Here is an 18,653-nt window from a genome sequence, read left to right on the forward strand (position 1 = left end):
TACCAGTTTCAGGCCGGTGTTTTCCCTGCTGTGGCATCGCCGCGACCCGCATGGACAGCGGTGTCCGGGTGTCCAAGGTCAGGGTGCCGGCCGGCCCGCGCCGGGGCCGGTTCATGAGACCACTTGGTCGCAAATTGGTATTAAGAGTGGTCCGCGTCGCCGCGTGCCGGAGCGTGCGCTGGGGCACATTCAGGACGCATGGGCGGGCAGGGTGGGGCGGGTGCAGTCTCGCTCGCCAGAGAGCGCCAATCGCACGCGTGCAGTTCCAGGCGGAATTTTTGTTTGCGCCAAAAAATAACGGTGCTATAGTCGTGGGCTTGCCTTGGAGGGGTGGCCGAGTGGTTAAAGGCAGCAGACTGTAAATCTGCCCGCTAACGCGTACGCTGGTTCGAATCCAGCCTCCTCCACCAAGGCAGACCAATGCAAGAGCAACGAAACGGGTGATCGTCACCCGTTTCGCGGTTCGAGCGGTTGGGATTGGAAAACTCCCGGGCGGGAGTAGTTCAATGGTAGAACCTTAGCCTTCCAAGCTAATGACACGGGTTCGATTCCCGTTTCCCGCTCCATCGGAAGTTGAAGGTGTCGTGTCGAGAGATCGACACAGGTTTGCTGATAACGTCATCAATCCTGTGTCGATGCCCATGTGGCTCAGTGGTAGAGCACTCCCTTGGTAAGGGAGAGGTCGCGCGTTCGATCCGCGCCATGGGCACCACCTCTCTTCTATCCCGTTTCTTGATTGATCTGATCGCCAGGAGCGCATGATGGCAAAAGGCAAGTTTGAACGTACCAAGCCGCACGTGAACGTGGGCACGATTGGCCACGTTGACCATGGCAAGACCACGCTGACGGCCGCGATCGCGACCGTGCTGTCGAAGAAGTTCGGCGGCGAAGCCAAGGCGTACGACCAGATCGACGCGGCGCCGGAAGAAAAGGCGCGTGGCATCACGATCAACACCGCGCACGTCGAGTACGAGACGGCCAACCGCCACTACGCGCACGTTGACTGCCCGGGCCACGCTGACTATGTGAAGAACATGATCACGGGCGCGGCACAGATGGACGGCGCGATCCTGGTGTGCTCGGCCGCTGACGGCCCGATGCCCCAGACCCGCGAGCACATCCTGCTGGCACGTCAGGTCGGTGTGAAGTTCATCATCGTCTTCCTGAACAAGTGCGACATGGTGGACGACGCCGAGCTGCTGGAGCTGGTGGAAATGGAAGTCCGCGAGCTGCTGAGCAAGTACGACTTCCCGGGCGACGACACGCCGATCATCAAGGGTTCGGCCAAGCTGGCGCTGGAAGGCGACACGGGCGACCTGGGCGAGCAGGCCATCATGCGCCTGGCTGACGCGCTGGACACCTACATCCCCCAACCGGACCGTGCCGTTGACGGCGCGTTCCTGCTGCCGGTGGAAGACGTGTTCTCGATCTCGGGCCGCGGCACCGTGGTGACGGGTCGTGTCGAGCGCGGCATCATCAAGGTCGGCGAGGAAATCGAGATCGTCGGTATCCGCGAAGTCCAGAAGACGACCGTGACCGGCGTGGAAATGTTCCGCAAGCTGCTGGACCAGGGTCAAGCCGGCGACAACGTCGGTATCCTGCTGCGCGGCACCAAGCGTGAAGACGTCGAGCGCGGCCAGGTGCTGGCCAAGCCCGGCTCGATCAAGCCGCACACCCACTTCACCGCTGAGATCTATGTTCTGAGCAAGGAAGAGGGCGGCCGTCACACCCCGTTCTTCAACAACTACCGTCCCCAGTTCTACTTCCGCACGACGGACGTGACCGGTGCCGTGGAGCTGCCGAAGGATAAGGAAATGGTCATGCCTGGCGACAACGTCAGCATCACCGTGAAGCTGATCGCTCCGATCGCCATGGAGCAGGGTCTGCGCTTCGCCATCCGTGAAGGCGGTCGTACCGTCGGCTCGGGCGTCGTGGCAACGATCATCGAGTAATTCAAGTCAGAGACCACAGGGGCATAGCTCAATTGGCAGAGCGTCGGTCTCCAAAACCGAAGGTTGGGGGTTCGAGACCCTCTGCCCCTGCCAACGATCAGCGATAAGCGAACGTTGGTCCTAGTGGTCAAGCCAAGCCCGCGGGAGTCATCTCGGCGGGCTTTGGTGCTGGTGGATCCGCTCAAATGTTTGGGTGGATGAAGGCTGCGACACAGCGTCGTGGCACGGAAGTGAGTTCAATGTCCAATCCTCAAGTCGAAACCGTCACGACGGGCGCCGACAAGGTCAAGCTGGCCGGCGCCGTGGTGCTGCTGGTCGCGGCGATCGTGGCGTTCTATGTGCTGAGCAAGCAAGGTCCGTGGGTGCAGTGGGGCGCCCTGCTGGCGCTGCTGGCTGCGGCCGTGGCCGCGTTCTTCACGTCGGAGTCCGGCAAGTCGCTGATCGCCTACGGTCAGGATTCGATCAAGGAAGTGGGCAAGGTGGTCTGGCCGACCCGCAAGGAAGCCGGCCAGATGACGCTGTACGTCTTCGTGTTCGTCGTGGTGATGGCGCTGTTCCTGTGGCTCACCGACAAGACGCTGGAGTGGGTGTTCTACGACCTGATCCTGGGTTGGAAGCGCTGAGCGAGAACGGATAGGGACCAAGATGAGCGAAGATCAAAACGTCGTTGCGACCGAGTCGACCGCGCCCGCTGGCCCGGCCAAGCGCTGGTACGTCGTCCACGCCTATTCCGGCATGGAGAAGGCCGTGGAGCGCAACCTGCGTGAACGCATCGACCGCGCCGGCATGCAGGACAAGTTCGGCCGCATCCTGGTGCCGACCGAAGAAGTCGTCGAGCTGAAGAACGGCAAGAAGGCCGTGACCGAGCGCCGCTTCTTCCCCGGCTACGTGCTGGTCGAGATGTTCATGGACGACGACAGCTGGCATCTGGTCAAGCACACGTCCAAGGTCACCGGCTTCGTCGGTGGCGCGAAGAACCGCCCGGCGCCGATCTCGGAAGCCGAGGTCATGAAGATCGTCAACCAGATGCAGGAAGGCGTGGACAAGCCGCGCCCGAAGGTCGAGTGGATCGTCGGCGAGATCGTCCGCGTCAAGGAAGGTCCGTTCACCGACTTCAACGGCAGCATCGAGGAAGTCAACTACGACAAGTCGAAGCTGCGCGTCTCGGTCACGATCTTCGGTCGTGCGACGCCCGTCGAACTGGACTTCGCCCAGGTCGAGAAGGTCTGATCGCGCAAGAAGCGTCATGGCGGCCTCGGCCGCCATCGGTCGTTTCAGGAATAAGAGCTTGAAGGGGCTCGCCGGCGCAAGCCGGCACATCCTTCCGTGACCAGTCCGCAACGAGAGGCGGACAAGAGGAGCAAGGGTAAGTCTCTGACCAGCCCCTTGCGTTAGCACTCAGGCGATGCGGCGAGGCCGTCGCGTTGCCATCAGGAGAAAACATGGCCAAGAAGATTGTCGGCTACATCAAGCTGCAAATCCCGGCTGGCAAGGCGAACCCGTCGCCTCCGGTCGGTCCCGCGCTGGGTCAGCGTGGTCTGAACATCATGGAATTCTGCAAGGCGTTCAACGCCCAGACGCAGAGCTATGAGCCGGGCCTCAAGCTGCCCGTCGTGATCACCGCTTTCGCGGACAAGAGCTTCACCTTCATCATCAAGTCGCCCCCGGCGACCGTGCTGATCAAGAAGGCAGCCAAGATCGACAAGGGCTCGCAGCGCCCCCATCTGGACAAGGTCGGCAAGCTGACCCGCGCCCAGCTGGAAGAGATCGCCAAGACCAAGCAGAAGGACCTGACGGCCGCCGACATGGATGCCGCTGTCCGTACCATCGCCGGCTCCGCCCGCTCGATGGGCATCATCGTGGAAGGTGTCTGACATGGCCAAGCTGACCAAGCGTCAACAAGCCCTGCAGGGCAAGGTGGAATCGACCAAGCTGTACGCGTTGTCCGACGCGATCAACCTGGTCAAGGAATGCGCCACCGCCAAGTTCGATGAAGCCATCGACGTGTCGATCCAGCTGGGTGTCGATGCGAAGAAGTCGGACCAGGTGGTCCGTGGCGCCGTCGTGATGCCCAACGGCATCGGCAAGACCAAGCGCGTCGCCGTGTTCGCCCAAGGCGCCAAGGCTGAAGAAGCCAAGGCCGCCGGCGCCGACGTCGTCGGCATGGAAGACCTGGCCGAGCGCGTCAAGGCGGGCGACATGCCCTTCGACGTCGTGATCGCCTCGCCCGACACGATGCGTATCGTCGGTACCCTGGGTCAGATCCTGGGCCCGCGCGGCCTGATGCCGAACCCGAAGGTCGGCACCGTGACCCCGGACGTCGCCACCGCCGTCAAGAACGCCAAGGCTGGTCAAGTCCAGTTCCGCGTCGACAAGGCCGGCATCATCCACGGCACGATCGGCCGTCGCTCGTTCGACACCGACAAGCTGGAAGGCAACCTGCGCGCGCTGGTCGAGGCCCTGAACAAGGCCAAGCCGGCTTCGAGCAAGGGCATCTACCTGCGCAAGGTCGCGGTCTCGTCGACGATGGGCGTTGGTGCCCGCGTGGACGTCGGCTCGATCAACGCATCGGCCGCCGCCTAAGCTGCATTCAATTGAGGCGTCGCGCGAGTCTGGCGTGATGCTGATGAATTGGTGGGCTGGCCGGAGTTTCTCCGGCCAGGTCATCCAAGACCGCTGGCGAGAGATCCCGCAGTTCTGGGGAGATCGCTTAATCGGAGGCTTCCGCCTCCGGCCAGCGCAGATGGCGGTCCCGCTGAAAGGATTCGAATCGCGATTCGTCGCGATGGGTTCCTGACAGGAGGTCGCTGATTCCGGTGCCCGAGATGCGGTGGTCAAACACCGCGTCGAGGGCGAAATGTGAGGAGTAGACCTTGAGTCTCAATCGCAACGAGAAAGCAGCCGTCGTGTCCGACGTGGCAGCGCAAGCCGCCAAGTCCCAGACGCTGGCGTTGGCTGAGTATCGTGGCCTCACCGTTGAAGCCCTGAACAAGCTGCGCGTCACCGCGCGTGCCCAAGGCGTGTACCTTCATGTCCTGAAGAACACCCTGGCACGTCGTGCTGTCGCCGGCACCTCGTTCGAGGCCGCAACGGACGCCATGGTCGGCCCGCTGATCTACGGCTTTTCCGAAGACGCTGTCGCGGCTGCCAAAGTCATCGCTGACTTTGCCAAGACCAACGACAAGCTCGTCATCAAGGGTGGTGCCTACGGCGGCAAGGCTCTGGACGTCAATGGCGTGAAGGCGCTGGCGGCTGTCCCGAGCAAGGAAGTCCTGCTGTCGCAGATCGCCGGCCTGCTCAAGTCGCCGGTGCAACGCACCGCGGCCGTGCTGGCTGCCCTGGCTCAGCAGAAGGGTGGCGGCGCCGAAGCCGTCGCCGAAGAAGCTCCCGCCGCGGCCTGATCGACGCTGCATTCGCGCATTCAAATCTCTCTGTATTTAGGAACCTATCATGGCATTCGACAAAGACGCTTTCCTGGCTGCCCTGGACAGCATGACCGTTCTGGAACTGAACGACCTGGTCAAGGCGATTGAAGAGAAGTTCGGCGTGTCCGCCGCTTCGATGGCCGCTCCGGCTGCTGGTGGCGCCGCCGCCGGTGGCGCTGCCGCCGCTGAAGAAAAGACCGAGTTCACCGTTGTCCTGACCGACGCCGGCGCCCAGAAGGTCTCGGTCATCAAGGCCGTTCGCGAAATCACCGGCCTGGGCCTGAAGGAAGCCAAGGACCTGGTCGACGGCGCTCCGAAGCCCGTCAAGGAAGGCATCGCCAAGGCCGACGCCGAAGCCGCCAAGAAGAAGCTGGAAGAAGCCGGCGCCAAGGTCGAACTCAAGTAAGACCTTGTGGGGATCCGGTGACCTGTTCACCGGGTTCCGCACCGCGAGAGGGGTGGTCCCATGGGGCCTCCCCTTTCCTCGTTTCAGGGTTTGTCCTGGGACGGTTTCGGTTGACAAAGTGCAATCGAAAGCATCGTGCTGTATCATGCACGGTTCTTTCGAGTGTTCTCTGATCCGACTGCAGAGAACGGTTTGGTCGGACCGCGGTCAAGCCGTGCGTCACGCGTGGGGTGCAACGCCCTCCGTGCCGCCCGGTGATCGGGGTTGTCCGCCAGCGGTTGGTAGTGGCCAACCACCAAGCTTCGTGGTGCAACGCCCGAACAGCCAGTCGCCGACGCAGCGCGCCTCCAGGCCAGGGGCGCGCTCGACACGGAGTCTTTATGGCGCAAGCAACCCCCTACAGCTACACCGAGCGCAAGCGCATCCGCAAGAGCTTCGGCAAGCGCGTGAGCGTGCTCAACGTTCCGTACCTGCTGACGATGCAGAAGGAGTCGTACGTCGACTTCCTGCAAAAGGATGTCGCGCCCCTGAAGCGCAAACCGGAAGGCCTGCAAGCGGCGTTCCTCTCCACCTTCCCGATCACGTCGCACAACGGGTTCGTGGAAATGAAGTTCCTCGAATTCAACATCGCCAAGCCGCCGTTCGACGTTCGCGAATGCCAGCAGCGCGGTCTGACCTTCGCCGCGGCCGTCCGCGCGAAGCTGCAGATGATCATCTACGACCGGGAAAGCCCGCAGCCGAAGACGGTCAAGGAGATCAAGGAGCAAGAGGTCTACATGGGCGAAGTGCCGCTCATGACCGACTACGGCTCGTTCATCATCAACGGCACCGAGCGCGTCATCGTCTCGCAGCTGCACCGCTCGCCCGGCGTGTTCTTCGAACACGACAAGGGCAAGACCCACTCGTCCGGCAAGCTGCTGTTCTCGGCCCGCATCATTCCGTATCGCGGCTCGTGGCTGGACTTCGAGTTCGACCCGAAGGACATCCTGTACTTCCGCGTCGACCGCCGCCGCAAGATGCCGGTCACGATCCTGCTCAAGGCCATCGGCCTGAATCCCGAGCAGATCCTGGCGCACTTCTTCGTCTTCGACAATTTCCGCCTGATGGACTCGGGCGCCCAGATGGAGTTCGTGGCCGAACGCCTGAAGGGTGAAGTCGCGCGCTTCGACATCACCGACAAGAGCGGCAACGTGCTGGTCGAGAAGGACAAGCGCATCACCGCCCGTCACGTGCGCCAGCTGGAGCAGTCCGGCACGCAGCATGTGACCGTGCCGGAAGACTTCCTGCTCGGACGCGTCCTGGCCAAGAACATGGTCGACCCGGACACGGGCGAGATCATCGCCAAGGCCAACGATGAGCTGACCGACTCGCTGCTGAAGAAGCTGCGCGGCGCCGGCATCAAGGACATCCAGGCGCTGTTCACGAACGAGCTGGACGAAGGCGCGTACATCAGCCAGACGCTGGCCTCGGACGAGACCGCCGATCAGCTGGCCGCCCGCGTCGCGATCTATCGCATGATGCGCCCCGGCGAGCCGCCGACCGAAGACGCGGTCGAGGCGCTGTTCAACCGCCTGTTCTACAGCGAAGACACGTACGACCTGTCGCGCGTCGGCCGGATGAAGTTCAACGCCCGCGTGGGCCGCGACATCCCGACCGGTGCGATGACGCTGTCGAACGAGGACATCCTCGACGTCGTCAAGATCCTGGTCGAGCTGCGCAATGGCCGCGGCGAGGTCGATGACATCGACCACCTGGGCAACCGTCGCGTCCGTTGCGTCGGCGAACTGGCCGAGAACCAGTACCGCTCGGGTCTGGCCCGTATCGAGAAGGCCGTCAAGGAACGTCTGGGCCAGGCCGAGACCGAAGCCCTGATGCCGCACGACCTGATCAACTCCAAGCCGATTTCCGCGGCGCTGAAGGAGTTCTTCGGTGCGTCGCAGCTGTCGCAGTTCATGGACCAGACCAACCCGCTGTCCGAGATCACGCACAAGCGTCGTGTCTCGGCCCTGGGCCCGGGCGGTCTGACCCGCGAGCGCGCCGGCTTCGAAGTCCGCGACGTGCACCCGACCCACTATGGCCGCGTCTGCCCGATCGAAACGCCGGAAGGCCCGAACATCGGTCTGATCAACTCGCTGGCGCTGTATGCGCGCCTGAACGAGTACGGCTTCCTGGAGACCCCGTACCGCCGCGTGGTGGACTCGAAGGTCACCAACCAGATCGACTACCTGTCGGCCATCGAAGAAGGCAAGTACGTGATCGCCCAGGCGAACGCGTCGCTGAACGAAGGCGGTCAACTGGTCGACGAGCTGGTCTCCGCGCGTGAGAACGGCGAATCGGTGCTGACCTCGCCGGAACGCATCCAGTACATGGACGTGGCGCCGACGCAGATCGTGTCGGTCGCGGCCTCGCTGGTGCCGTTCCTGGAGCACGACGACGCGAACCGCGCGCTGATGGGCGCCAACATGCAGCGTCAGGCCGTTCCGACCCTGCGTCCTGAAAAGGCGTTCGTGGGCACGGGCGTCGAGCGCGTGGCCGCGAAGGACTCGGGCACGGTGGTCGCGGCGCGCCGCGGCGGCGTGGTCGATTACGTCGACACGAACCGCATCGTGATCCGCGTGAACGACGACGAGACCGTGGCCGGTGAAGTCGGTGTCGACATCTACAACCTGATCAAGTATCAGCGTAGCAACCAGAACACCAACATCCACCAGCGTCCTATCGTCAAGCGTGGCGACAAGGTCGGCGCGGAAGACATCATTGCCGACGGCGCATCGACCGACCTGGGTGAACTGGCCCTGGGCCAGAACATGCTGGTCGCGTTCATGCCGTGGAACGGCTACAACTTCGAAGACTCGATCCTGATCTCCGAACGCGTGGTGGCCGAAGACCGCTACACCTCGATCCACATCGAGGAACTGGTGGTCATGGCCCGTGACACGAAGCTGGGCAGCGAGGAAATCACCCGCGACATCCCGAACCTGAGCGAACAGCAACTGGCTCGTCTGGACGAGTCCGGCATCGTGTACATCGGTGCCGAGGTGAACCCGGGCGACGTGCTGGTCGGCAAGGTCACGCCCAAGGGCGAGACCACGCTGACGCCGGAAGAGAAGCTGCTGCGCGCGATCTTCGGCGAGAAGGCTTCGGACGTGAAGGACACGTCGCTGCGCGTGGACCAGGGCACCAACGGCACGGTCATCGACGTGCAGGTGTTCACCCGCGAAGGCATCCAGCGCGACAAGCGCGCCCAGCAGATCATCGACGACGAGCTGAAGCGCTTCCGCCTGGACCTGAACGACCAGCTGCGCATCGTGGAAGCCGACGCGTTCGACCGCGTCGAGAAGCTCCTGGTGAACAAGATCGCCAACGGCGGTCCGAAGAAGATCACCAAGGGCACCGTCATCTCGAAGGACTACCTGGCCGAGGTCGAGAAGTTCCACTGGTTCGACGTCCGTCCCGCCGAGGACGACATCGCCAATCAGCTGGAGTCGATCAAGAACTCGCTGGAGCAGACCCGTCACAGCTTCGACCTTGCCTACGACGAGAAGCGCAAGAAGCTGACGCAAGGCGACGAGCTGCCGGCCGGCGTGCTGAAGATGGTCAAGGTGTACCTGGCCGTCAAGCGTCGCCTGCAGCCTGGCGACAAGATGGCCGGCCGTCACGGCAACAAGGGCGTCGTGTCCAAGATCACCCCGATCGAAGACATGCCCTACATGGCCGACGGCACGCCTGCCGACATCGTGCTGAACCCGCTGGGCGTCCCGTCGCGGATGAACGTGGGCCAGGTGCTGGAAGTCCATCTGGGCTGGGCCGGCAAGGGCATCGGTCAACGCATCGGCGACATGCTGCAACGCGAGGCCCGCGTGGCCGAGCTGCGCGACTTCATGGACCAGCTGTTCAACCAGAACGGCGGCAAGTCCGAGGAGCTGGCGCAACTGAGTGATGACGAGATCCTCGGCATGGCGCAGAACCTGCAGCACGGCGCCACCTTCGCGACCCCCGTCTTCGACGGCGCGAAGGAGAGCGAGATCCGCGCGATGCTGAAGCTGGCCTATCCGGACGACATCGCGGCGAAGAAGGGCCTCACGCCCACCCGCACGCAGGCCTTCCTGTATGACGGCCGCACCGGCGAGCAGTTCGAGCGTCCCACGACGATCGGCTACATGCACGTGCTGAAGCTGCATCACCTGGTCGACGACAAGATGCATGCCCGCTCCACCGGCCCGTACTCGCTGGTCACGCAGCAGCCGCTGGGCGGCAAGGCGCAGTTCGGCGGACAGCGTTTCGGCGAGATGGAAGTGTGGGCGCTGGAAGCCTACGGCGCTTCGTACATCCTGCAGGAAATGCTGACGGTGAAGTCCGACGACGTGAACGGCCGTACGAAGGTGTACGAGTCCATCGTCAAGGGCGAGCATTCGATCGAAGCCGGCATGCCCGAGTCGTTCAATGTGCTGGTGAAGGAAATCCGTTCGCTGGGCATCGACATCGAGCTCGAGCGCAACTAAAGAGAACAGGAGAATCGTATGAAGGGTTTGTTGGACCTGTTCAAGCAATTCACGCCGGACGAACATTTCGACGCGATCAAGATCGGGCTGGCCTCGCCCGAGAAGATCCGCTCGTGGTCGTTCGGTGAAGTGAAGAAGCCCGAGACCATCAACTACCGGACGTTCAAGCCGGAACGTGATGGCCTGTTCTGCGCCAAGATCTTCGGCCCGATCAAGGACTACGAGTGCCTGTGCGGCAAGTACAAGCGCCTGAAGCACCGTGGCGTGATCTGCGAGAAGTGCGGCGTCGAAGTCACCCAGACCAAGGTGCGCCGTGAGCGCATGGGTCACATCGAGCTGGCCGCGCCTTGCGCGCACATCTGGTTCCTGAAGTCGCTGCCGTCGCGTCTGGGCCTGGTGCTCGACATGACGCTGCGCGACATCGAACGCGTGCTGTACTTCGAAGCGTACGTCGTGGTGGATCCGGGCATGACCCCGCTGAAGAAGTTCAGCATCATGTCCGAGGACGACTACGACGCGAAGCGCATCGAGTTCGGTGACGAGTTCATCGCGCTGATGGGCGCCGAAGGCATCCAGAAGCTGCTGGCGGAAATGGATCTCGACGTCGAGATCGACCGCCTGCGCAACGACATGACCGGCTCCGAGCTGAAGATCAAGAAGAACTCCAAGCGCCTCAAGGTGATGGAGGCCTTCAAGCGCTCGGGCATCAAGCCGAACTGGATGGTGCTGGAAGTGCTGCCGGTGCTGCCGCCGGACCTGCGTCCGCTGGTGCCGCTGGACGGCGGCCGCTTCGCGACGTCGGACCTGAACGACCTGTACCGCCGCGTCATCAACCGCAACAACCGTCTGGCCCGCCTGCTCGAGCTGAAGGCGCCTGAGATCATCGTGCGCAACGAAAAGCGCATGCTGCAGGAAGCCGTCGACTCGCTGCTGGACAACGGTCGCCGCGGCAAGGCGATGACCGGCGCGAACAAGCGTGCCCTCAAGTCGCTGGCCGACATGATCAAGGGCAAGAGCGGTCGTTTCCGTCAGAACCTGCTGGGCAAGCGCGTCGACTACTCGGGTCGTTCGGTCATCACCGTGGGCCCGACGCTCAAGCTGCACCAGTGCGGCCTGCCGAAGCTGATGGCGCTGGAGCTGTTCAAGCCCTTCATCTTCTCGCGCCTGGAAGCGATGGGCATCGCGACCACGATCAAGGCCGCGAAGAAGGAAGTCGAGAGCGGCACCCCCGTCGTCTGGGACATCCTGGAAGAGGTCATCAAGGAGCATCCGGTCCTGCTGAACCGTGCGCCGACGCTGCACCGCCTGGGCATCCAGGCGTTCGAGCCGGTGCTGATCGAAGGCAAGGCGATCCAGCTGCACCCGCTGGTCTGCGCGGCGTTCAACGCCGACTTCGACGGTGACCAGATGGCCGTCCACGTGCCGCTGTCCATCGAAGCGCAGATGGAAGCCCGCGTGCTGATGCTGGCGTCGAACAACGTGCTGTTCCCGGCGTCGGGCGAGCCGTCGATCGTGCCGTCGCAGGACGTGGTGCTGGGTCTGTACTACGCGACCCGCGAGCGCACCAACGGCAAGGGCGAGGGCATGGTCTTCTCGGACATCCCCGAGATGATCCGCGCGCTGGAAAACGGCGCGGTGGAGATCACCGCCAAGATCAGCGTGCGCCTGACCGAGTACGTCAAGGACGGCGAGGAATGGGTCGCCCAGACCAAGCTGACCGACACGACCGTCGGCCGTGCGCTGCTGTCCGAGATCCTGCCCAAGGGCCTTCCCTTCTCCAACATCAACAAGGCGTTGAAGAAGAAGGAAATCTCGCGGCTGATCAACACCTCCTTCCGCAAGTGCGGCCTGAAGGAAACCGTGGTGCTGGCAGACAAGCTGCTGCAGTCCGGTTTCAAGCTGGCCACGCGCGCGGGCATCTCGATCGCCATCGACGACATGCTCGTGCCCAAGCAGAAGGCCGAGCTGATCGACCGCGCCGAGAAGGAAGTCAAGGAGATCGAGCAGCAGTACGTCTCGGGTCTCGTGACCGCCGGCGAGCGCTACAACAAGGTCGTCGACATCTGGGGCAAGACCGGTGACGAGGTCGGCAAGGTCATGATGTCGCAGCTGTCCAAGGAGAAGATCCTGGACCGCAACGGCAAGGAAGTCGAGCAGGAGTCCTTCAACTCGATCTACATGATGGCCGACTCGGGCGCGCGGGGTTCCGCAGCGCAGATCCGCCAGCTGGCCGGCATGCGCGGCCTGATGGCGAAGCCGGACGGCTCCATCATCGAGACGCCGATCACGGCGAACTTCCGCGAAGGCCTGAACGTTCTGCAGTACTTCATCTCCACCCACGGTGCTCGTAAGGGCCTGGCGGACACGGCGCTGAAGACCGCGAACTCGGGTTACCTGACCCGTCGTCTGGTCGACGTGACGCAGGATCTGGTCGTGACCGAGACCGATTGCGGCACGGACAACGGCATCAACATGCGCGCCCTGGTGGAAGGCGGTGAGGTGATCGAGTCCCTGCGTGACCGCATCCTGGGTCGCGTGGCCGCCATCGACGTCGTGCATCCGGAAACGCAAGGCGTCCTGCTGACCGCCGGCAACATGCTGGACGAAGACATCCTGGACATGCTGGAAGCCGCCGGCGTGGACGAGGTCAAGGTCCGCACCCCGCTGACCTGCGGCACCCGTTTCGGCCTGTGCGCGAAGTGCTATGGCCGTGACCTGGGTCGCGGCGGCATGGTGAACACCGGCGAAGCGGTGGGCGTGATCGCCGCCCAGTCGATCGGCGAACCCGGCACGCAGCTGACGATGCGGACCTTCCACATCGGTGGTGCGGCGTCGCGTGCGGCGGTGGCCTCGAGCGTCGAAGCGAAGTCGGACGGCATCATCGGTTTCAACGCCACGATGCGCTACGTCACGAACGGCAAGGGCGAACTGGTGGTGATTTCGCGTTCCGGCGAAATCGTCATCTCGGATCCGCACGGCCGTGAGCGCGAGCGTCACAAGGTGCCTTACGGCGCCCTGCTGAACATCAAGGCGGACCAGACCATCAAGGCCGGCACGATCCTGGCGACCTGGGACCCGCTGACCCGCCCGATCATCACGGAATTCGCCGGTCAGGCGAAGTTCGAGAACGTCGAGGAAGGCGTCACCGTGGCCAAGCAGGTCGACGAGGTGACGGGCCTGTCCACGCTGGTCGTGATCGACCCGAAGCGCCGCGGCGCTGCCAAGGTCATCCGCCCGCAGGTCAAGCTGCTCGATGCCAATGGCCAGGAAGTGAAGATCCCCGGCACCGATCACTCGGTGACGATCGGCTTCCAGGTCGGCTCGCTGGTCCAGATCCGCGACGGTCAGGAGCTGGCTCCTGGTGAAGTGCTGGCGCGTATCCCGGTGGAAGGTCAGAAGACCCGCGACATTACCGGCGGTCTGCCGCGTGTGGCCGAACTCTTCGAAGCCCGCTCGCCGAAGGATGCCGGCTTCCTGGCAGAACAGACCGGCACGGTCTCGTTCGGCAAGGAGACCAAGGGCAAGGTCCGCCTCGAGATCACCGATCCGGAAGGTCGCAAGCACGAGCTGCTGGTGCCCAAGGAAAAGAACATCCTGGTGCACGAAGGCCAGGTGGTGAACCGCGGCGAACTGGTGGTCGACGGCCCGGCCGATCCGCAGGACATCCTGCGTCTGCTGGGTATCGAAGAACTGGCGCGCTACATCGTCGACGAAGTGCAGGACGTGTACCGTCTGCAGGGCGTGAAGATCAACGACAAGCACATCGAGGTGATCGTTCGCCAGATGCTGCGTCGCGTGCAGATCGTCAACCCGGGCGACTCGGCCTACATCGCCGGCGAGCAGGTCGAGCGTTCGGAACTGTTGGACACCAACGACCGCCTGCGCAGCGAGGGCAAGCTGACGGTCACGCATGCCGACGTGCTGCTGGGTATCACGAAGGCTTCGCTGTCGACGGACTCGTTCATCTCCGCGGCGTCGTTCCAGGAAACGACCCGCGTGCTGACCGAAGCCGCGATCATGGGCAAGCGCGACGAACTCCGTGGTCTGAAGGAGAACGTCATCGTGGGTCGCCTGATCCCGGCCGGTACCGGCATGGCCTTCCACCAGGCGCGTCGCGCCAAGGAAGAGATGGACGATGCCGAGCGCCGTTCCATCGCCATCCAGGAAGCCGAGGAAATGGCGGCCGTGCAGCTGTCCGCGCTTGACGCGGCCAGCGACGCCGGCGCCAGCGAGTAAGCGCAAGGACATCGAGCCGCTCGCGGCTTGATCCGAAGGCTGCCGTCCCGAAAGGGCGGCAGCCTTTTTCATTGGCGCACCGGAATCAGCTGGAAGACGTCGCGGCGTTCAGCTTCAGCCAGGCAGCGGGAGACAAAATGGGAAGTCCAAGCTTCGCCGCGCGTTTGGCTACCTTGAGGACGGCCCGATCGCGGGAGATGAGGCTCGTCGGGCGCGAGGCGGCCAAGGCCAGGCCGAGATCGATGAACTTCTGGTCGTCGGTGTCACTGCAGCGCGGGCGCGCGATGCCGAGTTCCGGCTCGTCCACGAAGCGGCAATGCTGTTGGAAGGCTTCATCGATGCGAGCGGGATCGGGTGCATAGCGCGCGGCCACGCCGCGGCCGATCACATGGAGAAGCTCCGCCTTCATGGCCAGCGTGGCGGTCCAATGTAAGCGCCGGCTTACTACGGCCGCGATCAAGGGCGCCAGGGTGGTTTCGTCGAAAACCAGCCAGTCCATCACGATCTGCGTGTCCAGGATGACCAGTGGCGCAGGGGTGTCGGCGTTGTCCGGAAGCAGCGGAAAAGCAGTGGAAGCGGCGTCGTTCATAGGGTCCGGGAGCATAGCGCCTTGTGTGTTCGGGATGAACTCGCCTACAATCGCCGGCTCTCCAGCATGTCTTGATGCGTCCCGAGTCCAGGTTTCGAACCGGACCGGGGTTGATTCGAGCGTGGTGCCGCAAGGCGCTGCGCTTTTGTCGCTTGTGGAAGGCCCTCGATATCGCGGGTTTCCGGAAGGCCAGGGTGCGCTGGGGTTGTGACTTCAAACGGGAACAAGTTACTTATGCCAACCATCAATCAGCTCGTTCGCCACGGTCGTGAGACCGAGGTGACGAAATCCAAGTCGCCGGCCATGCAGTCGTGCCCGCAACGTCGTGGCGTCTGCACCCGCGTGTACACCACCACCCCGAAGAAGCCGAACTCGGCACTTCGTAAGGTCGCCAAGGTGCGCCTGACCAACGGTTTCGAGGTCATCTCGTACATCGGCGGTGAAGGCCACAACCTGCAAGAGCACAGCGTCGTACTCGTGCGCGGCGGCCGGGTCAAGGACTTGCCGGGTGTGCGTTACCACATCGTGCGCGGTTCGCTCGACCTGCAAGGCGTCAAGGATCGCAAGCAGTCGCGTTCCAAGTACGGCGCGAAGCGTCCGAAGAAGTAAGGCTCAACAGCCAAGGTCTTGGTGGCCGAGAGGTCATCGAATTTTTGCGGCCCGAGTGCCTGTGCACCGGCAGCCGAGTAAGTGGATCCCCCCAGATGTCGGTGGAGATCCCCGGCGGGGCGAGAGCCCTGACCAACTGAAGCATTGAAGGAAGAATCCATGCCACGTCGTCGCGAAGTACCCAAGCGCGAGATCCTCCCGGACCCGAAGTTCGGTAGCGTTGATCTGTCCAAGTTCATGAACGTCATCATGGAGTCGGGCAAGAAGGCGGTCGCAGAGCGCATCATCTACGGTGCCCTGGAACAGGTCGAGAACAAGTCCGGCAAGGACCCGCTCGAGATCTTCATGATCGCGATCAACAACGTGAAGCCCATGGTCGAAGTGAAGTCCCGCCGCGTTGGCGGTGCGAACTACCAAGTTCCCGTGGAAGTTCGCCCCGTCCGCCGTCTGGCCCTCGCCATGCGCTGGTTGAAGGAATCCGCGCGCAAGCGCGGTGAGAAGTCGATGGCCCAACGTCTGGCCAACGAACTGCTGGAGGCCTCCGAAGGCCGTGGTGGCGCGATGAAGAAGCGCGATGAAGTCCACCGCATGGCAGACGCCAACAAGGCGTTCTCGCACTTCCGCTTCTAATCAAGACCTCTCTGGCCGCCTCGGGTTACTACTGACCCGATGGCGGCTCCATGCATTTGGAGTGACACCATGTCCCGCAAGACCCCCATCGAGCGCTACCGCAACATCGGTATCTCGGCGCACATCGATGCCGGCAAGACCACCACGACGGAACGCATCCTGTATTACACCGGTGTGAACCACAAGATCGGTGAAGTGCACGACGGCGCTGCCACGATGGACTGGATGGAGCAGGAACAAGAGCGCGGCATCACGATCACGTCGGCCGCGACGACCTGCTTCTGGAAGGGCATGGACATGTCCTACCCTGAGCATCGCTTCAACATCATCGACACCCCCGGACACGTCGACTTCACGATTGAAGTCGAGCGTTCGATGCGCGTCCTGGACGGCGCCTGCATGGTGTACTGCGCCGTCGGTGGCGTGCAGCCCCAGTCGGAAACCGTCTGGCGCCAAGCCAACAAGTACAAGGTGCCCCGCCTGGCGTTCGTCAACAAGATGGACCGCACCGGCGCGAACTTCTTCAAGGTCGTCGACCAGATGAAGACTCGCCTGAAGGCCAATCCCGTCCCCGTGGTCATCCCGATCGGTGCGGAAGAAAACTTCAAGGGCGTGGTGGACCTCTTCAAGATGAAGGCCATCATCTGGGACGAAGCGTCCCAGGGCATGAAGTTCACCTTCGAAGACATCCCCGCTGACCTGGTCGAAGTCGCCCAGGAATGGCGCGAGAAGATGGTCGAGGCCGCTGCCGAAGCCACCGAAGAGCTGATGAACAAGTACCTCGAGACGGGCGACCTGACCGAGGAAGAGATCAAGCTCGCGATCCGCAAGCGCACCATCGCGACCGAGATCCAGCCGATGCTGTGCGGCACCGCGTTCAAGAACAAGGGCGTGCAGCGCATGCTGGACGCCGTCATCGACTTCCTGCCGTCGCCGCTGGACATCCCGCCGGTGGCTGGCACGGACGAAGATGATCAGCCGATCACGCGTCAACGCACCGACGAAGAGAAGTTCTCGGCGCTGGCCTTCAAGCTGATGACCGACCCGTACGTCGGCCAACTGACTTTCGTGCGCGTCTACTCGGGCGTGCTGCAGTCGGGCGCGACCGTCTACAACCCGGTCCGTGGCAAGAAGGAACGTATCGGCCGGATCCTGCAGATGCACGCCAACCAGCGTGAGGAAATCAAGGAAATTCTGGCGGGCGACATCGCGGCTTGCGTGGGCCTGAAGGACGTCACGACGGGTGAAACCCTGTGCGATCCGGACAGCATCATCACGCTGGAACGAATGGTGTTCCCGGAGCCGGTGATCTCGCAGGCTGTCGAGCCGAAGACCAAGGCCGACCAGGAGAAGATGGGCATCGCGCTGGGTCGCCTGGCTGCCGAAGATCCGTCCTTCCGCCTGCGTACCGACGAAGAATCGGGCCAGACCATCATTTCCGGCATGGGCGAGCTCCACCTGGAAATCATTGTCGACCGCATGAAGCGCGAGTTCGGCGTTGAAGCCAACGTGGGCAAGCCGCAGGTGGCTTACCGCGAAACCGTCCGCAAGCCGGTGACCGACGTCGAAGGCAAGTTCGTGCGTCAGTCGGGCGGCAAGGGCCAGTACGGTCACGTCGTGTTCTCGCTGGAACCGCAAGAAGCCGGCAAGGGCTTCGAGTTCGTCGACGCCATCAAGGGCGGCGTGGTGCCGCGCGAGTTCATCCCCGCGGTCGAGAAGGGTGTCATCGACAGCCTGCCGAACGGCGTGCTGGCCGGCTACCCGGTCGTGGACGTGAAGGTCACGCTGACCTTCGGTTCGTACCACGATGTGGACTCGAACGAAAACGCGTTCAAGATGGCCGCCTCGATGGGCTTCAAGGAAGCCTGCCGTCGCGCCAGCCCGGTCATCCTCGAGCCGATGATGGCCGTGGAAGTCGAAACGCCGGAAGACTATGCTGGTACGGTGATGGGCGACCTGTCCAGCCGTCGCGGCATGGTGCAGGGCATGGACGACATGGTCGGCGGCGGCAAGATCATCAAGGCGGAAGTTCCGCTGTCCGAGATGTTCGGCTACTCGACCTCGCTGCGTTCGGCCACGCAAGGCCGTGCGACGTACACGATGGAGTTCAAGCACTACAGCGAAGCTCCGAAGAACGTCGCCGACGCGATCGTCACCGCTCGCGCGAAGTGATGAATTGAGCCGGTGCTTTCGAGTGCCGGCTCGCTTCGTTCTCGATATCGAATCGTCTTCGCAGTGACTCCTCCCGGTTGCCGGTCGCCGGGGTTCCAGGACACTGCGGAAACGCTAAACCAACAGACCGGA

13 protein-coding genes and 4 tRNA genes are annotated in these 18,653 nt (G+C 63.1%); 16 read left to right on the top strand and 1 reads right to left on the bottom strand.

All coding sequences use genetic code 11. The annotated features are described in order from the left end of the window. Window positions 1–324 precede the first annotated feature (324 nt). The 13 genes from ACQZ13_RS03160 to rpoC all read left to right on the top strand — a co-directional run bounded on the left by ACQZ13_RS03160 (window position 325) and on the right by rpoC (window position 14,521). A tRNA-Tyr gene (locus tag ACQZ13_RS03160) sits at window positions 325–410 on the top strand. 82 nt (window positions 411–492) lie between these two features. Then, window positions 493–566: transfer RNA gene (locus ACQZ13_RS03165), tRNA-Gly, on the top strand. 71 nt (window positions 567–637) lie between these two features. Beyond that, window positions 638–712, top strand: a tRNA-Thr gene (locus ACQZ13_RS03170). A gap of 49 nt (window positions 713–761) precedes the next feature. Beyond that, window positions 762–1,952 (top strand): elongation factor Tu, encoded by a 1,191-nt coding sequence (gene tuf / locus ACQZ13_RS03175; protein WP_377158110.1) that lies wholly within the window; start codon window positions 762–764, stop codon window positions 1,950–1,952. A gap of 17 nt (window positions 1,953–1,969) precedes the next feature. Next, a tRNA-Trp gene (locus ACQZ13_RS03180) sits at window positions 1,970–2,045 on the top strand. Between the two features lie 146 nt (window positions 2,046–2,191). Then, window positions 2,192–2,575 carry a preprotein translocase subunit SecE gene (gene secE, locus ACQZ13_RS03185; RefSeq protein WP_088409115.1) on the top strand — a complete coding sequence of 128 codons (384 nt, stop codon included), beginning with the start codon at window positions 2,192–2,194 and terminating at the stop codon, window positions 2,573–2,575. Window positions 2,576–2,597: 22 nt separating this feature from the next. Next, window positions 2,598–3,182: a transcription termination/antitermination protein NusG gene (gene nusG, locus ACQZ13_RS03190; protein ID WP_377158123.1), complete on the top strand. Its 585-nt coding sequence runs from the start codon at window positions 2,598–2,600 to the stop codon at window positions 3,180–3,182. A gap of 212 nt (window positions 3,183–3,394) precedes the next feature. After that, complete coding sequence (gene rplK / locus ACQZ13_RS03195; RefSeq protein WP_088409117.1) at window positions 3,395–3,826, top strand: 50S ribosomal protein L11; 432 nt, start codon at window positions 3,395–3,397, stop codon at window positions 3,824–3,826. A 1-nt stretch (window position 3,827) separates the two neighbouring features. Next, window positions 3,828–4,535, top strand: coding sequence for a 50S ribosomal protein L1 (rplA, locus tag ACQZ13_RS03200; RefSeq protein WP_088409118.1), 708 nt, complete (start codon window positions 3,828–3,830; stop codon window positions 4,533–4,535). A 290-nt stretch (window positions 4,536–4,825) separates the two neighbouring features. Further along, a complete protein-coding gene (rplJ, locus tag ACQZ13_RS03205; protein WP_088409119.1) occupies window positions 4,826–5,353 on the top strand; it encodes a 50S ribosomal protein L10 in 528 nt (175 codons plus the stop codon). A gap of 49 nt (window positions 5,354–5,402) precedes the next feature. Beyond that, on the top strand, window positions 5,403–5,783 hold the full coding sequence (gene rplL / locus ACQZ13_RS03210) for a 50S ribosomal protein L7/L12 (RefSeq protein WP_067278882.1): 381 nt from the start codon (window positions 5,403–5,405) through the stop codon (window positions 5,781–5,783). A 380-nt stretch (window positions 5,784–6,163) separates the two neighbouring features. Then, window positions 6,164–10,285 carry a DNA-directed RNA polymerase subunit beta gene (gene rpoB / locus ACQZ13_RS03215; RefSeq protein WP_088409120.1) on the top strand — a complete coding sequence of 1,374 codons (4,122 nt, stop codon included), beginning with the start codon at window positions 6,164–6,166 and terminating at the stop codon, window positions 10,283–10,285. Window positions 10,286–10,303: 18 nt separating this feature from the next. After that, a complete protein-coding gene (gene rpoC / locus ACQZ13_RS03220) occupies window positions 10,304–14,521 on the top strand; it encodes a DNA-directed RNA polymerase subunit beta' (RefSeq protein ID WP_431049843.1) in 4,218 nt (1,405 codons plus the stop codon). Window positions 14,522–14,606: 85 nt separating this feature from the next. On the opposite strand, the gene ACQZ13_RS03225 is transcribed toward rpoC, so the two are convergent. Then, a complete protein-coding gene (locus ACQZ13_RS03225) occupies window positions 14,607–15,110 on the bottom strand; it encodes a PIN domain-containing protein (protein WP_431049844.1) in 504 nt (167 codons plus the stop codon). 234 nt (window positions 15,111–15,344) lie between these two features. Here ACQZ13_RS03225 and rpsL point away from each other — a divergent pair, with 234 nt between their 5' ends. The 3 genes from rpsL (at window position 15,345) to fusA (ending at window position 18,521) form a co-directional block, all read left to right on the top strand. Continuing rightward, window positions 15,345–15,719, top strand: a complete 375-nt coding sequence (gene rpsL, locus ACQZ13_RS03230) for a 30S ribosomal protein S12 (RefSeq protein WP_067278874.1) — start codon at window positions 15,345–15,347, stop codon at window positions 15,717–15,719. A gap of 159 nt (window positions 15,720–15,878) precedes the next feature. After that, entirely contained in the window at window positions 15,879–16,349 is a 471-nt protein-coding gene (rpsG, locus tag ACQZ13_RS03235; RefSeq protein ID WP_088409123.1) for a 30S ribosomal protein S7, read from the top strand. A 69-nt stretch (window positions 16,350–16,418) separates the two neighbouring features. Further along, a complete protein-coding gene (fusA, locus tag ACQZ13_RS03240) occupies window positions 16,419–18,521 on the top strand; it encodes an elongation factor G (protein ID WP_088409124.1) in 2,103 nt (700 codons plus the stop codon). Window positions 18,522–18,653 lie beyond the last annotated feature (132 nt).

This window comes from Roseateles sp. L2-2, from assembly GCF_050613215.1.
Lineage (GTDB): Bacteria > Pseudomonadota > Gammaproteobacteria > Burkholderiales > Burkholderiaceae_C > Roseateles > Roseateles noduli.

Bases quoted from the DNA above. Each gene is read 5' to 3' on its own strand.
- nusG (WP_377158123.1), top strand. From the start codon at position 2,598: ATGAGCGAAGATCAAAACGTCGTTGCGACCGAGTCGACCGCGCCCGCT.
- rpsL (WP_067278874.1), top strand. From the start codon at position 15,345: ATGCCAACCATCAATCAGCTCGTTCGCCACGGTCGTGAGACCGAGGTG.
- rplA (WP_088409118.1), top strand. From the start codon at position 3,828: ATGGCCAAGCTGACCAAGCGTCAACAAGCCCTGCAGGGCAAGGTGGAA.
- rpoC (WP_431049843.1), top strand. From the start codon at position 10,304: ATGAAGGGTTTGTTGGACCTGTTCAAGCAATTCACGCCGGACGAACAT.
- secE (WP_088409115.1), top strand. From the start codon at position 2,192: ATGTCCAATCCTCAAGTCGAAACCGTCACGACGGGCGCCGACAAGGTC.
- tuf (WP_377158110.1), top strand. From the start codon at position 762: ATGGCAAAAGGCAAGTTTGAACGTACCAAGCCGCACGTGAACGTGGGC.
- rpoB (WP_088409120.1), top strand. From the start codon at position 6,164: ATGGCGCAAGCAACCCCCTACAGCTACACCGAGCGCAAGCGCATCCGC.
- rplK (WP_088409117.1), top strand. From the start codon at position 3,395: ATGGCCAAGAAGATTGTCGGCTACATCAAGCTGCAAATCCCGGCTGGC.
- rpsG (WP_088409123.1), top strand. From the start codon at position 15,879: ATGCCACGTCGTCGCGAAGTACCCAAGCGCGAGATCCTCCCGGACCCG.
- rplL (WP_067278882.1), top strand. From the start codon at position 5,403: ATGGCATTCGACAAAGACGCTTTCCTGGCTGCCCTGGACAGCATGACC.
- fusA (WP_088409124.1), top strand. From the start codon at position 16,419: ATGTCCCGCAAGACCCCCATCGAGCGCTACCGCAACATCGGTATCTCG.
- ACQZ13_RS03225 (WP_431049844.1), bottom strand. From the start codon at position 15,110: ATGAACGACGCCGCTTCCACTGCTTTTCCGCTGCTTCCGGACAACGCC.